This window comes from Nocardia sp. NPDC004168, from assembly GCF_040610355.1.
GTDB lineage: Bacteria > Actinomycetota > Actinomycetes > Mycobacteriales > Mycobacteriaceae > Nocardia > Nocardia sichangensis.
Window position 1 is genome coordinate 109,958 of sequence record NZ_JBEXME010000014.1, and the last position, 14,708, is coordinate 124,665.

Annotated in this window: 13 protein-coding genes and 1 other RNA gene; 5 read left to right on the forward strand and 9 right to left on the reverse strand. The window is 68.7% G+C overall.

Annotated features, from left to right (window positions below):
- Positions 1-135 precede the first annotated feature (135 nt).
- Entirely contained in the window at positions 136-1,041 is a 906-nt protein-coding gene (locus tag ABZW96_RS23910) for an EamA family transporter (protein WP_355077855.1), read from the forward strand.
- A gap of 14 nt (positions 1,042-1,055) precedes the next feature.
- Here the strand turns inward: ABZW96_RS23910 and ABZW96_RS23915 are convergent, their stop codons facing one another.
- On the reverse strand, positions 1,056-1,943 hold the full coding sequence (locus ABZW96_RS23915) for a helix-turn-helix transcriptional regulator (RefSeq protein ID WP_355077856.1): 888 nt from the start codon (positions 1,941-1,943) through the stop codon (positions 1,056-1,058).
- 101 nt (positions 1,944-2,044) lie between these two features.
- Here ABZW96_RS23915 and ABZW96_RS23920 point away from each other — a divergent pair, with 101 nt between their 5' ends.
- On the forward strand, positions 2,045-2,797 hold the full coding sequence (locus ABZW96_RS23920; RefSeq protein WP_355077857.1) for an SDR family oxidoreductase: 753 nt from the start codon (positions 2,045-2,047) through the stop codon (positions 2,795-2,797).
- Between the two features lie 389 nt (positions 2,798-3,186).
- On the opposite strand, the gene ABZW96_RS23925 is transcribed toward ABZW96_RS23920, so the two are convergent.
- Positions 3,187-4,077 (reverse strand): phosphotransferase, encoded by an 891-nt coding sequence (locus ABZW96_RS23925; protein WP_355077858.1) that lies wholly within the window; start codon positions 4,075-4,077, stop codon positions 3,187-3,189.
- Between the two features lie 458 nt (positions 4,078-4,535).
- Positions 4,536-4,906: a transfer-messenger RNA gene (gene ssrA / locus ABZW96_RS23930) on the reverse strand.
- Positions 4,907-5,237: 331 nt separating this feature from the next.
- Between ssrA and ABZW96_RS23935 the strand changes: the two genes are divergently transcribed.
- Together ABZW96_RS23935 and ABZW96_RS23940 are read left to right on the forward strand one after the other, a co-directional pair.
- A complete protein-coding gene (locus ABZW96_RS23935) occupies positions 5,238-6,551 on the forward strand; it encodes an ABC transporter substrate-binding protein (protein WP_355077859.1) in 1,314 nt (437 codons plus the stop codon).
- 50 nt (positions 6,552-6,601) lie between these two features.
- On the forward strand, positions 6,602-7,861 hold the full coding sequence (locus tag ABZW96_RS23940; RefSeq protein WP_355077860.1) for an ABC transporter substrate-binding protein: 1,260 nt from the start codon (positions 6,602-6,604) through the stop codon (positions 7,859-7,861).
- Between the two features lie 133 nt (positions 7,862-7,994).
- Here ABZW96_RS23940 and ABZW96_RS23945 read toward each other — a convergent pair whose 3' ends face one another.
- The 5 genes from ABZW96_RS23945 to recQ form a co-directional block, all read right to left on the reverse strand.
- Positions 7,995-8,858: a DMT family transporter gene (locus tag ABZW96_RS23945; RefSeq protein ID WP_355077861.1), complete on the reverse strand. Its 864-nt coding sequence runs from the start codon at positions 8,856-8,858 to the stop codon at positions 7,995-7,997.
- Entirely contained in the window at positions 8,855-9,328 is a 474-nt protein-coding gene (gene smpB / locus ABZW96_RS23950) for an SsrA-binding protein SmpB (protein ID WP_174186417.1), read from the reverse strand. The genes ABZW96_RS23945 and smpB overlap by 4 nt, the downstream gene beginning before the upstream one ends.
- Before the next feature lie 56 nt (positions 9,329-9,384).
- Entirely contained in the window at positions 9,385-9,627 is a 243-nt protein-coding gene (locus ABZW96_RS23955) for a hypothetical protein (RefSeq protein WP_355077862.1), read from the reverse strand.
- A 67-nt stretch (positions 9,628-9,694) separates the two neighbouring features.
- Positions 9,695-10,774 (reverse strand): metallophosphoesterase, encoded by a 1,080-nt coding sequence (locus tag ABZW96_RS23960; RefSeq protein ID WP_355077863.1) that lies wholly within the window; start codon positions 10,772-10,774, stop codon positions 9,695-9,697.
- A gap of 76 nt (positions 10,775-10,850) precedes the next feature.
- Positions 10,851-12,725 (reverse strand): DNA helicase RecQ, encoded by a 1,875-nt coding sequence (gene recQ / locus ABZW96_RS23965; protein WP_355077864.1) that lies wholly within the window; start codon positions 12,723-12,725, stop codon positions 10,851-10,853.
- Positions 12,726-12,921: 196 nt separating this feature from the next.
- Between recQ and ABZW96_RS23970 the strand changes: the two genes are divergently transcribed.
- Positions 12,922-13,893 carry a hypothetical protein gene (locus tag ABZW96_RS23970; protein ID WP_355077865.1) on the forward strand — a complete coding sequence of 324 codons (972 nt, stop codon included), beginning with the start codon at positions 12,922-12,924 and terminating at the stop codon, positions 13,891-13,893.
- Between the two features lie 21 nt (positions 13,894-13,914).
- Here the strand turns inward: ABZW96_RS23970 and hisN are convergent, their stop codons facing one another.
- Positions 13,915-14,700, reverse strand: a complete 786-nt coding sequence (gene hisN, locus ABZW96_RS23975; RefSeq protein WP_355077866.1) for a histidinol-phosphatase — start codon at positions 14,698-14,700, stop codon at positions 13,915-13,917.
- Positions 14,701-14,708: the final 8 nt, after the last annotated feature.

The window sequence follows — 14,708 nt, forward strand, 5'->3', positions numbered from 1 at the left end:
AGATACTCACTCCCCCACGGCTTCGACGGGGGCAAACCGCGGAATCTCGGTGGGGCCCGCACCGCCTGACGGTCGTGTCGCCCCGGCGTGGTTGGGTGTCCGGAGGTCTTCCCGAGACAACGGAGGTGCGGCGTGGTGGCGATCGACTTCGAGCGGAGGGCGCGCGGGGCGAGGACGGTCTCGGTCCGGCGTTCGGTCGCCGCTCAGGGGCTCGGTGGCGTACCGCCGACGGCGCTGGTGCTGGCGGGCATCGTCAGCGTGCAAGTGGGCGCGGCGGTGGCGAAGCAACTGTTCGCGGCGACCGGAGCGGCCGGTGCGGTCACGCTGCGGCTGATCTTCGCCGGGATCGTCCTGCTGGTGATCTGGCGCTCGTCGCTGCGGGTGGCACGCGGCGCGCTGCCGGTCGTCCTCGGCTACGGCGCGGTGCTCGCGCTGATGAACCTCTCGTTCTACGAAGCGATCGATCGGATTCCGCTCGGCATGGCGGTGACCATCGAGTTCCTCGGACCGCTGAGCGTCGCGCTGGCCGGATCGCGGCGCTGGATCGACCCGCTGTGGGCGATGCTCGCCGGGGCGGGAGTGCTGCTGCTGACCCGGGCCGACGGCGACGTGAACTGGGCCGGAGTGCTGTTCGCGCTGGCCGCGGCGGCGTGCTGGGCAGGCTACATCCTGCTGAGCGCCGCACTCGGCAAACAGACCAGCGGCGGCGGCGGTCTGGCACTGGCCATGGCGTTCGGCGGCCTGGTCATGCTGCCGGTCGGCGTCATCGACGCGGGCGCCGCGCTGTTGCAGCCCGGCGTGCTCGCCGCCGGATTCGCGGTGGCGTTGCTGTCGTCGGTGCTTCCGTATTCGGTGGAGCTGGAAGCGCTGCGGCGGATCCCGCCCCGCGTCTTCGGTGTGCTGATGAGTCTGGAGCCAGCGGTCGCGGCGATCGCGGGTTTGGTCGTCCTCGGTCAGATCATGAATCTCGGACAGTGGGCGGGCGTCGCGTGTGTGGTGGCTGCGTCGGCGGGGGCGACGCGGACCGAAGCGAAGGATTGACGGCTCCGGGCCGCTCAGCGCGCTTGCCGCGTCACGTCCGGCTGACCGGCGGGACGCTGCGCATCATCTGCCGTCCTCGGGTTGTCGGCGATCAAACTGCCGAGCAGTGCCAGAGATCGCTCCGAGAGCGATCCCGGCTCCGCGTGGTAGGCGATGAGTATCTGGCCCGGCGCGCCGTTCACGCTGAACGTCTCGTAGGACAAGGTCAGGTCCCCGACCATGGGGTTGCGAAATTCCTTGACGCCCCCGGTCTTCGCCCGGACGTCATGGCGGGCCCACAGCTGCCGGAACTCCTCGCTCTTCAGCGACAACTCGCCGACCAGCTCGGTCAATCGCGGGTCGTCCAGGTCCGCGCCCGCGGTCGCCCGCAGGCTGGCGACGGTGTCGGCCGCGATGGTCGGCCAATCCAGGTAGACGTCGCGCGCCTCCGGGTCGAGGAAGACCATGCGCACCTGATTCACTCCCGGAACCGAACACGAGTTGACGGCCGCGGCCAAGGGATTCGCCGCCAGGACGTCCAGGTACCTGCCCAGCACCAGCGCCGGCGTGTGCGGCCACGCGTTCATCAGGCGCAGCAAGCCGGGCGCCACACGCTCGGGCCGCCGCGGCGCTCTCGGCCGTCTGGCCGTCGGCCTGGCCAGTTCCCGCAGGTGCGCCGTGCCCTCCTCGTCCAGCGCGAACACCCGCGCGAGCGACGCGATGACCTGTTCGGAAGGATGCCGGTCGCGCCCTTGCTCCAGTCGCACGTAATAGTCGGCGCTCACCCCGGCGAGCAGCGCGATCTCCTCCCGGCGCAGACCGGCGACCCGCCGCTGGCCGCCGCCCGGCAACCCGAAATCCTCCGGTCGCACCAATTCGCGGCGCGCGCGTAGGTAGGCGCCCAGTCGATTGTCGGAGTCCATGACCCGAGCGTAGGTCAGGGGCGCCGCTCCTGGGTGGCCCCGCGACTACCAGGAAGTCCGCAGCCTGTCAGGCGCACGCGAAGGGCCGGAAAGTAGTGGACATGACGAACGACAACCTCACCGGCCGCGTCGCGGTCGTCACCGGAGCATCGAGTGGAATCGGCGCCGCCACCGCACGGCGGCTCGCGCGGAGCGGCGCCAAGGTCGCCCTGCTGGGCAGGCGCAAGGATCGCATCGAAGAACTCGCCGCCGAACTCGGCGCGGACGCCCTCGCGGTCGTCGCCGACGTCGGCGATCAGCAGTCCGTGCGCGATGCCGCCGCCACGGTGCGTGCGGCGTTCGGGCCCGTGGACCTCGTCGTCGCGAACGCGGGCGTCATGCTCGCCGCGCCGTTCGAGTCCGCGCTCACCGACGAGTGGGACCAGATGGTCGGCACCAACGTCACCGGGCTGCTCTACACCGGACGAGCGTTCATCGATGACCTGCTCGCGGCCGCGACCGACGGCAAGCGCGCCGATCTGGTGCTGGTCGGCTCGATCGGCGGGCACACGGTCTTCCCCAACTACGCCGTCTACACCGCCACCAAGGCGGCGGTCGCACACCTGACCCGCAACCTGCGCGCCGAGTTCGGGCCGCGCGGCGTCCGGATCAAGAACATCGAACCGGGCTTCGTCGGCACCGAACTCGGCGACGGGATGCAGGACGAGCAACAGCGCTCCGGCCTGGCGCAGTGGCGCACGGCGATCGAGATCCTGGAACCCGGCGATATCGCGGACGCGATCGCCTACGCCGTCGACGTACCCCGGCACGTCAACATCGCCGAGATCGTCGTCGTCCCGACCCAGCAGGGCTGATCGCCGACGCGTTCGCCGCTACCACCCTGGCGGATGACCGACACTGCCCCGGCGCCGCGCCAGGCCCGAGGACGCCGCTGCGGCCGCCGAGATGGGATACCTCGGCTGGCGCGACGCGCATCGGGGCAACGTCCCCCGACATCCCGGCCGTGCGTCCGCGCGACTCGTTCGAGTCCGCGGCCGAGCTCGTCGGCGACACCCGCGCCCGCCGCCTTCCCTACGAACCAGGGCTGGACCGGCGAAGGCGTCTTCACCCAGGCGGCTCCTGGCCCCACTGATCCGGTCCTGGTTCCCGCCCACCGCCCTACGAAGCTGCCCTGACCGCTCTCGCGATTGCTGCGGACGACGCACTGTCGTACCCGGCAGACGCACCGGGATGTCGCGGCAGACTAGTCGGTGTCCGCCCACTCGGGCCACGGTCGCATGCCCTCGTCACCGCGGATGTATGCGAGGCGGCGCAGCGCCAACCGCTGATGGCTCGGGTCGACGGCGGCGGCCCGCAACGACTGCAAGGCCATCCGGAACTCCTGGATGTCGCGCAGCAGGTAGAAGCCGTCCCACCGCATCACATCCCGGCCGTATCCGGTACAGAACTCGGCGTACTCCGAGGCGGTGATCTTTTTGGCGGTCCAGCACTCGATCGCCATGTGCACCAGGTCCCACTCCGGTGGGCCGATCACAGCCCGTTCCAATCCGACCAGGATCGCGTCGCCGTCGTCGCCGACCACCACGCCGTCGCCCGAGCCCGCGCCCTGCACCACCGACCACGGCAGACCCCGCGGCAGCGCCTTCCAGCGGCCGCGCAACTCGTCCAGATGTTTGCACAACCAGCGCCGGTCGTCCTCGGTCACCGTCTGGGCGGCGGCGATGTCCTCCTCCACCCGAGCCAGGGGCGCCATCCGGCGCAGCTCGAAACCGGGCAGCGGCAGCCGATGCAACTCTCCCAGCGCCTTGCCGACCTCGCCGGGCGTGCCGGAGTGATGCGGCGGCAACTCCTGCCAAAAGGTCACCGGTCGGCCGTCGACCACGACCGGCTGCGGGATATCCGGGACGACCCGCGTCGCCGACACCCCACAGGTCTCCAGCCATCGAGACACGGCGACTTCCCGCGAAGTCGCCAGCTTCTGTTCCCGCCCGCCGATCCGCACGACGATTCCGTCGCGCAACCGATAGACCCCCTGCGCGCCCACGGGCTCGGCATCGCTCGCATCGATACCGACGCTCACACAGGCGGCACGCAGAATCGACCGCATGCCGTTGCCCGCGACATCCGCGGTCATGTCGACCCCCCGCAACCGCCCCGGGGGGAGTAGCACCGCATCTCGCTCTCGAGCCTCATGGCAGCCATCCAGATACCGGGGGGCAAACACCCCATTTTCCCTGGTCAATGGACATTACCCGAGAGATTCCACCGCGCTCAGCAACCAAACAGAATCCGACCGATTCGCCCGAATTACCCCGTTCGACAGCTCCCACATCCCGCCCATGCACCGAAATCGGTCCCCGTGCCCCCGCAGCACGATGCCGCCGCCCAACTGCCGCGACTTACGCCAGAAGGTGAAGCGATGTGCGAGCACCGCGAAGTGGCGGAGGCGAGAACGCGCCGGACCCACTCAACGTAACCACCGACCTGGGGGTCCGGGGGCGAAGCCCGCCGGGCGGGGTGTGGGGGTTGCACCCCACAGAACACCCAGCTCCACCAAAAAGGCGAGTGCTCTCCGCGAGCACTCGCCTTCGTTGGTGGAGCTGCCGGGAATCGAACCCGGGTCCTCCGCCGCGTCTTCAGGGCTTCTCCGTGTGCAGTTCGCTGTGTCTCTACTCGGATCTCCGGGTCCCGCGAACAAGCCCGGATGACGATCCCAGCCGCTGTTCGATGTCCCGCCCTACTCCGCGACCGAGTAGGACGGTTAGCCCTCTAGCTGATGCCGGCACCGGAGCCGAGGGCATGCCCCGGGCCGACAGAGACGCTCTGCTGATCAGGCAGCGAGAGCGTACTCGCGCTGATTGGAATCGGCGCTTAATTGGTTGCAACGACGCTTACGGTGGTCTCTTGCCTGCACCGACACGCTTCCCCTAAATCTACGTACGCAGTCGAAACCGTTCAGCCCCGTACGCCCCAGCACCTTGCCGGGCTGTTTATGTTAACACCGGGGGAAGCGCGGATCATCCCGATATCCGGCGGTGGCGGTCGCCACACCCGAAGGCGATCTACGGACGCGGCCCGGAGGTGGACGCCGACCCACGAGGGCGCGCCGCGAGCATATGCGCCGAGCGCCCCGCGACCGGATCTCGAGTCACCCGCTCCGGCGAGCACCTCGCCTCGCCCTTCCCGGATGCTGGTAGTCGATTCTCGAGGTCCGACGACGAACCCGACTTACACTGCACGAGCCGTACGATCGGCTCTGAGCAGCGGATCTCGATTTCAGACTAAGGAAACACTTTGGCAGTTCGCACCATTCGGGACAGGTTGCTGCGCCTGTCCGCCCTCACCGTCATCGCCGGGCTCGTCCTGACCGGATGTTCCGTCCTGCGTGGCGAGCCGACCGGAGCCATCGAACCCGGAGTCACCGCCGACCCGTGTCCGAACGCGGTGGACTCCCACAAAGGGTGTATCTATCTCGGCGTGCTGTCCGATCTGACGAGTGGGCCGTTCGCCGCGCTGGGCAAGGACATCAACAACGGCCAGTTGGCGTTCTGGAAGGCGGTGAACGAAGCGGGCGGGATCGGCGGCAAGTACGAGGTGGACATCGCCACGTACACCGAGGATACGAACTACGATCTGCAGAAACATGCCGAGGCCTACCGGCGGATCGAGCCGCATGTCCTCGCGCTCTCGATGAGTTTGGGCACGGTGCAGACGCAGAAGGTACTTCCCGAGATGGACGCGGCGAACATGGTCGCCATTGCCGGAACCCTGTGGTCGGGTTGGCAATTCGAGAACAGCGACAAGGGTCTGCTGCTGGAGTCCGGCTACTCCTACTGCTCCGAGGCGATCATCGCCCTGGACTGGATCGCCGAGCACGAAGCCAAGCCGAGTTCGATCGCCACCGTCAGCTACCAGGGCGACTACGGCGGCGACTACGCCACCGGCGCCAAGAAATGGGCGTCGGCCAATCGGGTCGACCTGGTGGCGCAGATAGACACCGAGCCGAACACCCAGATCGGCAACCAAGACGCGGCGGTCGCGAAAATCCTCAATACCAGAGCGGATCTCGTGCTCCTGGCCACGGGGCCCGCGGAAGCGGGCGAGATCATGGGCAAGGCGGCACTGGCCGGTTTCCCTGGCAGGTTCCTCGGCTCCGGCCCGACGTGGAACGGCGGCCTGCTGAAAAGCCCTGCGGCCTCGGCGATCACCTCTCGCTACAACATGACCTCACCCCTGGACGGCTGGGACGGAACCAGCGCGGGCGCCAAGAAGGCCAGGGCATCGGCGACCCGCGAACCCTCCACCTGGGGTTACAGCGCGGGCTGGATGTTCTCCTATCCGATGAAGGCGCTGCTCACCCGGGCGGTCAACGAAGGCAAGCTGACCCGCAAGGGTGTCCGTCAAGCCGTGCACGGCCTGCGCGTCGACTACGAGGGCGCGATCCCGGAACACACCTACGGCGCGGTCAAGCCGGACCTCACCCGGCAGCGCGCCGTGATCGAAGCGCCTGATCAGACCGCGCCGCTGGGCGCGAGGACGCTGGCGACCGACTATCACGGCCCGACTCAGGACCGCATCACCCTCAACGAGCCCTGCGTGCAGCCGTAAGCGAGCAAGAAATGCCTTTTCCTCATACTTTTCGTCGGCTACTTCGTCTCGTGGCCGCTCCCCTCACGCTCGGGCTCGTCCTGACCGGCGGCTGTTCGGCCTCGTCGCCCGCCGCCGCACCCGGCGTCACCCGCGAAGCCTGCCCCCACGCGATCCAGCGTGACAAGGGCTGTATCTATCTCGGCGTTCTGTCGGACCTGAACAACGGCCCCTTCGCTCCGCTCGGAAAGTCCTTGCAGGACGGTCAAGTCGCGTTCTGGAACGAGGTGAACAAGCAGGGCGGCATCGGCGGCTACGAGATCGACATCACCACCTACACGCGCGACACGGCCTACGATCCGCGCAGGCACGTCACGGAATTCGAGAACATAGCGCCGCATGTGCTGGCGCTCGCGATGAGTTTCGGGACCGCGCAGACGCTCGCCGTGCTGCACGAGATGGACGAGGCGGACCTGGTGACCGGGGCAGGCACACTCTGGTCGGGTTGGCAGTACCGCGGCACCGACCGCGATCTGGTGCTCGACGACGGTTTCTCGTACTGCACGGAAGCCGTGCTCGGCCTGGATTGGTTCGCGCAGAACTTCTATCAGCCACGCACGCTCGGCGTGGTCGCCTACCGCGGCAACTACGGCGGCGACTACGCCAGCGGGGCGCTGAAGTGGGCATTGGACAACGGCGCGACGATCACCGAGCGGATCGACACCGGACCCAACACCGAAGTCGGCACACAGGACTACCCGGTCGCCGAGCTGTTGGCCGACCCGCCGGATGTGGTCCTCTTGGCCACCGGCCCGGCCGAAACCGCCGAAATCGTCGGCAAGCTGGCGAAATCCGGTTACACGGGCCGATTCCTCGGGTCCACCCCGACCTGGAACAGCGCGCTGCTCAAGACACCGGCCGCACCCGCGCTCACGGCGCTGTACAACTACACCTCTCCGTTCGACGGCTGGGACGGCGCGAGCACCGGAGCCCAGCGCGCCAGGAACGCCGCGCCGAGCGAACCGACGAACTTCGGCTACAACCTGGGCTGGGCGATCTCGTATCCGCTGAAGGCGCTGCTCACCAAGGCAGCCGAGACCGGCGGCATGGACCGGCCGACACTGCGCAAGGCCCTTGCCGGGCTCACGGTCGACTCCGAGGGAATGGCGGCGCCGCAGATCTACGGGCGTGACGAACCCGATGTCGCGGCGCAGCGCGCGGTGGTCAACGTGCCCGACCCGTCCACTGCGCTGGGGTCGCGCACCGTGGTGGCCGACTATCGCAGTCCCACGCTGAAGCGGATCTCGATGCACGAACCGTGCACGCGGTGATCCGCGCGATCGGCGTGCGTCGATGACGCGTCGGTCCGGGTACGCGCGGACCCGGACCGCGTTTTCGGCACTCGGGCGGCGGACCCGTCACCGAGTGCCCGGCCCGCACCGCGTTCGAGCGGGCACATGACCTTCAGGCCGCGGCGATGAGAGCGACCGCGGCCAGCGCGAGGATCAAACCGATCAGCTGCTGCCGGTGCACCCGCTCGCCGAGCAGAACCATCGCCAGCAGCACGGTCACCGCCGGATACAGCGAGCCGATCACGCTCACCAGCGACAACAGCGATCCGTGGAAGGCGTACAGCAGCGCCGCGTTGCTGAGCACGTCCAGCGCGCTGATATAGCAGGCCAGCCGCAGCGGTTCGCCGCGCAACCGCCCGAAGTCCCTGGCGGCAAGCGCGGTCAGCCACACCGCCGCGGTGGCGGCGATCCGCTGCATGAGCAGGGGCCACAGTCCGGAGTCCGCGGAGGTCTCGTGGAAGAACACGAAGGCAAGACCGTACGCGGCGCCGGACCCGATGGTCAGCGCGGCGACCTTGCGGGTGAACCGTAGTTCGCGGCCGCCGGTGATCTCCTCCGTCACGTCGTCCGGCGACTCCCGGCTCACCAAGAGCACGGCGACCAGGGCGAATACGATGCCGGCGAAGGCGAGCGGGCCGGGACGCTCGCCGGTCGCCAGACCGGCGAGTACCGGAATGCCCGCGACCAGCACCGCCGTCAGCGGTGACACGACCGCCATCGGACCGCTGGCCAGCGCGGCATAGAACCACCACACCGCGACGCCGCTCGCCAGGCCCGCCGCCGCGCCCCACCACAACGACGCCGCGTCCGGGCTCCCGGGCACGAGCGGGAGCGCCACGAGGACCAGCAGCACCGAGAACGGATAGGAATAGATGACCACACGCAGCGCGGTCACCCGCCGCGACGCCACACCGCCGTAGAAATCGCTCACGCCGTAGCCCACCGCGGCCGCCAGCGCGAGCAGGACGGCAGTCACCTCATGCCTTTGACCCGCCGTCCGAGTTCACGGGTGACCTCTCGCTCGGCGGTGCGCCGGGCCAGGTCCTGCCGCTTGTCGTAGTCCTGCTTGCCCTTGGCCAGCGCCAGCTCGACCTTCACCTTGCCGTCGGAGAAATACATCGACAGCGGCACCAGCGTCTGGTTGCCCTCCCGCGACTTACCGACCAGCCGCTCGATCTCCCGCTTGTGCAGCAGCAGCTTGCGCACCCGGCGCGGCGCGTGGTTCGTCCAGGTGCCGTGGCTGAACTCGGGGATGTGCAGCCCACGCAGCCACACCTCGCCGTTGTCCACCGTCGCGAAGGCGTCCACCAGTGAAGCCTTGCCCTCGCGCAGGCTCTTCACCTCGGTGCCGACCAGCGCGATCCCGGCCTCGTAGACGTCCAGGATCGTGTAGTTGTGCCGCGCCCGGCGGTTGGTCGCGATGACCTTGCGCCCCTTCTCCTTCATAACGGTCCACTTTAAGTGACCCGGCAACCGGATTATTCCCGCAGGTCGCGGACGCGCTAACCGCCCTGATGCAGCACCACGTAGAGCGTGAGCACGGCGAGGAACGCGACGAGCAGCGCCACCGTCGACATCCGCGGTACGCCAGGGCGCGGCGGCGGCGGACTGCGGCGCAACCATATGTTCTCGACCGCCGGATCGGTCCGGCCGCGCACATACGGCGGCGTGTCCGGCGTCTCACCCCCCACCGAGCTGATGGAAATGTCATCGCCCGCGTCACTGGAACCATCACCCGGTGCCATAGCCAGAACGGTAGCCGCCGAGAGAGCGGCGCGCCGCAATTCTCGCACGCCGCAACATAGTTGGAACTCAGGCCAGACGCCGCCGGAACACTTCGACGGACGCGCCGGTCGCCAGGTCGGCCGTGTGCACGCCCAGGTCGACTCCGCCCTCGGTGAGCTCGAGAACCATGAAGCCCAGCTCCTGGTAGTTCTCGTACAGCGCACCGTGGCCCGCGCTCGCGGCGAGCCGCGGCTCCGCGCCGACCGTCTTCGCGGCCGCGCCGGACACGACCTGCCTGGTTCCCTTCGACGCCGCCGTGGGTTCGAGCACCTGCAGCGAGTGGTCGTGCCCGGACAGGATGAACTGGCACCGTCCGATCACGTGGTCTTCGAAGAAGCGTTTCACGTGCACGCCGTTGATCGGCTCCAGCGACAGACCCTCGTAGCGGCCCGCGTCCCCGTGCGGGCCGTTGTTCAGATACGGGTGGTGGGTGCAGGCGATCTTCCACGTGGCGGGCGAGTCGGCGAGGGCGCGATCGAGCCAGTCGCGCTGCTCGTTCATGAACTGGCCGTCGACCGCCCAGTACGGCGAGAAGACCGGCGGCACGTAGGCCGCCAGCGGGTTGACGTCGAGGACGAAGAACTCGACGACGGGGTTGCGCTCCGGAATCCGCACCGAGTAGTAGCGGCTCGGCATCCACCAGCGCCGGGAGTTCGCGTGGTACTCCACCTCGGCGTTGCCGCGCAGCAGCCAGCCGCCGTCACCGCCGAGAACCGAGCTGTTGTCGTGGTTGCCCAGCACCATCAACCAGGGGAAATCCAGTCCGGCATTGGGATTTTCGAACTTGTCGGCGAACTGGACGTCGGCCGCGCCGTCGGGCCCGTGCTCGTAGATGTTGTCGCCGAGACCCAATGCCAGCGAGACCGGTTCGCGGCCGTGCAGCGCGCGCATGGCGTCGGCGACGGCCCACTGAGCGCGGGTGCCGGTGCCCGCGTCGCCGGTCACCAGCACCCGCACCCGGCGCTCGTCCGGGAAGGGGAACTTGGTGACACCCTCGGCGACGGGTACCGCATGAGCCGGCGTGCGCCCGACCAACGTGGTCCCGGCCGCGAGGGTGGCCGCACCGGCCAGAAACGCCCTGCGCCCGATCGTGTCGCTCCGGCTCACGCTGTCCTCCATAGTTTTCGGCGGCCTTGCCCGGCAACCGTCCCCGCTCATCGGTGACCCGCGTGACGGTAGCGGTTCATCCGGTGGCTAGCACCTCGAGCACCTGTTCGCCGTATTTCGCCAGTTTGTTCTCGCCGACACCGCTGACGCCGCCGAGCTGGGCGAGGCTCGCGGGCTTGCGCGCCGCGATCTCGCGCAGCGTGGCGTCGTGGAAGACGACGTAGGCGGGAACACCCTGTTCCTTCGCGGTGGCCGCGCGCCATTCGCGCAACTTCTCGAACAGCGGCAGGTCGGTGGACGTCAGGTCGACGGAGGCCGCCTTGGCGGCCTTCGCGGTCCGGGCGGGCTTGGCCTGGCGTTCGGGCTCGCGGCGCAGCGCTACCTGTCGTCCGTCGAACAGCACCTCACTGCTGGCCTCGGTGAGCGTCAGCACGCCGTAGTCGCCGTGAACGGCCAGCAGCCCGTGCGCGAGCAGTTGCCGCACCACGCCACGCCACTCCACGTCACGCAGGTCGGTGCCGACCCCGAAGACCTTCAACTCGTGGTGGTCGTATTGCAGGACTTTGGGACTCTTCTTACCGAGCAGGATGTCCACGATGTGCCCCGCGCCGAAGCTCTGGCCGCGTTCCCGCTTCAGCCGCAGCACGGTGGACAGCAACTTCTGCGCGGCCACGGTGCCGTCCCAGGATTGTGGTGGCGACAGGCAGGTGTCGCAGTTGCCGCAAGGCAGACCGGGCTCGCCGAAGTAGGCGAGCAGCTGCGTGCGCCGGCAGGCGACCGTCTCGCACAGCGCGAGCATCGCGTCCAGGTGCAATTGGAGCTGGCGCCGGTGGGCGGCGTCGCCCTCGGAGGAGTCGATCAATTTGCGCTGCTGCACCACGTCGCTGAGGCCGTAGACCATCCACGCGGTAGAAGGCAGCCCGTCGCGGCCCGCGCGCCCGGTCTCCTGGTAGTAGCCCTCGACCGACTTCGGCAGGTCGAGATGGGCGACGAAGCGCACGTCGGGCTTGTCGATGCCCATGCCGAAGGCGATGGTCGCCACGACGACCAACCCGTCTTCGCGCAGGAAACGCGCCTGGTTCTCCGCGCGGGTGCGGTTGTCCAAGCCCGCGTGGTAGGGCACGGCGGTGACGCCGTTCTCGGTGAGGAACGCCGCGGTCTTCTCCACCGAGTTGCGCGACAGGCAGTAGACGATCCCCGCGTCCCCGGCATGCTCGGTGCGGATGAATTCCAGCAGCTGACGCTCGGGACGATTCTTCGGCTCGATCCGGTACTGGATATTGGGGCGGTCGAAGCTGGACACGAACCTGCGGGCGGCGCCGAGGTCGAGGCGCTGGATGATCTCGTCACGGGTCTTCTCGGTGGCGGTCGCGGTCAGCGCGATCCGCGGTACGTCCGGCCAGCGCTCGTGCAGCAGCGAAAGGCCCAGGTAGTCGGGCCGGAAGTCGTGACCCCACTGGGAGACGCAGTGCGCCTCGTCGATGGCGAACAGCGCGACCTTGCCGCGATCGAGCAGCTGCGCGGTGGAGTCGAGGCGCAACCGTTCCGGGGCCAGGTACAGCAGATCGAGTTCGCCGGCGACGAATTGCGCTTCGACGGCCCGGCGCTCGTCGGGGTACTGGGTGGAGTTGAGGAAGCCCGCGCGCACGCCGAGCGCACTGAGCGCGTCCACCTGGTCCTGCATGAGGGCGATCAGCGGGGAGATCACCACACCGACGCCGGGACGCACCAGCGCGGGGATCTGATAGCAGAGCGACTTGCCGCCGCCGGTCGGCATGAGCACGAGCGCGTCGCCGCCATCGATCACGCGCTGCACGATCGTCTGCTGCTCACCGCGGAAGCTGTCGTAACCGAAGACTCGGCGTAGAACCTCTTGCGCCGCAACGGATCCAGCGTCCGATCCGGACACGGCTTCGGTCGCTACCGCAGCGAAATCATCGGGGGGAGTCACCCGGCCCATCCTACGAGCGCACGGGCGGGGCGGTACCCGCACCGTTCGGCGTTCGCCCTGTTGGGCCGCCGAGTTGTCCACATGTGGACAACCGAGACCCTCGCTTTCCGTCACAGCGCGCCGACCTCGCGTTTTCTCCACTCGAGCGAAGTTCGCCGGCCTGCTCGCGGGATCCGGCGCTGTTATGTTGTCGCTCATGGCAAAACGGATAGGGATTCGGGCGTGCGCCGCGGTGCTGAGCGCCGTCGCGGTGACTGCCGGAGTCACCGCGGCGATACCGACGGCGCGGGCGGAGACATTCCCCTCCAGGTGCTCGGACGGCTGGGAGACCACGACGGTGGTCGAAGGGGTCGGCAATCTGGAGAATCTCGATTCCGACGGGCGGGGCGGCTTCTACGTCACCGGTCTGATGGACGGCTACTTGGCGCACGTCGATCGGGCCGGACGATTGGAGAAGCTGGTCGCGAACCTGTACCGCCCAGCGGGCGTGCGCGTCGCCGGACGCTACGTCTACTTCCTCACCGGAGACGGGCTCAGCGAACCGCCGGGCACACTCCAGCGCTACGACACCGAGACCGGCGCCGTGCAGGTTCTGCTCACCGGGCTGAACGGGCCCAACGGCCTGCTGTTGCTTCCCGATGGCAGCCTGCTGTTCACCACGATCGGCCTCGGCGGGTCGAACGGAATCTCCCGCTACTGGCCGGCGACCAGCGAGTACGAACGGGATTGGTCGGTGCTGCCGCCCGCCAACGGCCTCGCGCTGGCCGCGGACGGCGAATCGGTCTACGTCGACACCATGACGTTGCAGATCCTCCGCGTCCGGCTGGACGATCCGGCTCATCCCACCACCGTCTCCGGTATCCCGGACCTGGTAGCTCTGCCCGACGATATGGAAGCCACCAAGGCGGGGGCGCTGTTCGTGGCCGATCACATACTCGGCGCCGTCTATCGGGTGGATACGGCGACCGGCGCAACGTGCGCGATCATCACGGGCCTGATCAAACCCGCTCCGGTGCGCAACCCACCGGACGGCGCCACGTCGGTGCGCATCGACCGTGACGGGGACTCCTGGGCGCTGTTCGTCACCAGCATGGACGGCACGCTGCGCCGCCTGCGTCCTCCGGCGGGGATCGACCTCACGCCGGCGACCCCGTGGCGGGCCGGTTAGCTCCGAACATCGCGAGTGCGGTCAGCCGCGCAGGCGGTCGAGGACCTCATCGTGCAGCAGGCCGTTGGTGGCGATGGCGTCGCCACCGTGCGGGCCGGGTGCACCGTTCAGCGAGGAGAAACGCCCGCCCGCTTCGCGGACGAGGATGTCCAGCGCGGCCAGGTCCCACAGGGAGACCTCCGGTTCGGTGGCGATGTCGACGGCGCCCTCGGCGAGCAGGCAGTAATTGAAGAAATCGCCGTAGCCGCGCACACGCCACACATCGTCGGTCAGAGTGATGAACTGCTCGCGCAGGCCGCGGTCGCGCCAGCCGGAAAGACTGGACAATGCCAGGCTGGCCGAACCCAGCTCACCCACGGCGGAGACCGAGATCGCTCGCGCGGCACGCCCTTCGAAACTAGACCATGCCCCCGATCCCGCCGCTGCCCACCAGCGCCGTGCCAGAGCGGGCGCGCTCACCACGCCCACGACCGGTTCACCGTCTTCCAGCAGGGCGATCAGCGTCGCCCAGATGGGCACTCCGCGCACGAAGTTCTTCGTGCCGTCGATCGGGTCGACCACCCATTGCCTCCCGCTGAATTCGGCGGCGCCACCGAATTCCTCACCGAGCACCGCGTCGTCCGGCCGCGCCTCGGACAACACCTGCCGGATCGCCTGCTCGACGGCCAGATCGGCATCCGACACCGGCGTCAGGTCCGGCTTCGCGTCGACCTTCAAATCGAGCGCACCGAAGCGAGCCCGCGTGATCTCGTCGGCGGTATCGGCCAGCCGCAGGGCGAGTTCGAGGTCGGAGGAGTACACAGCCACGCCCCGCA

Excerpts from the sequence above, each read along its gene's own strand:
- ABZW96_RS23970 (WP_355077865.1), top strand. The coding sequence starts at position 12,922 with ATGGCAAAACGGATAGGGATTCGGGCGTGCGCCGCGGTGCTGAGCGCC.
- ABZW96_RS23920 (WP_355077857.1), top strand. The coding sequence starts at position 2,045 with ATGACGAACGACAACCTCACCGGCCGCGTCGCGGTCGTCACCGGAGCA.
- ABZW96_RS23925 (WP_355077858.1), bottom strand. The coding sequence starts at position 4,077 with ATGACCGCGGATGTCGCGGGCAACGGCATGCGGTCGATTCTGCGTGCC.
- ABZW96_RS23915 (WP_355077856.1), bottom strand. The coding sequence starts at position 1,943 with ATGGACTCCGACAATCGACTGGGCGCCTACCTACGCGCGCGCCGCGAA.
- ABZW96_RS23955 (WP_355077862.1), bottom strand. The coding sequence starts at position 9,627 with ATGGCACCGGGTGATGGTTCCAGTGACGCGGGCGATGACATTTCCATC.
- smpB (WP_174186417.1), bottom strand. The coding sequence starts at position 9,328 with ATGAAGGAGAAGGGGCGCAAGGTCATCGCGACCAACCGCCGGGCGCGG.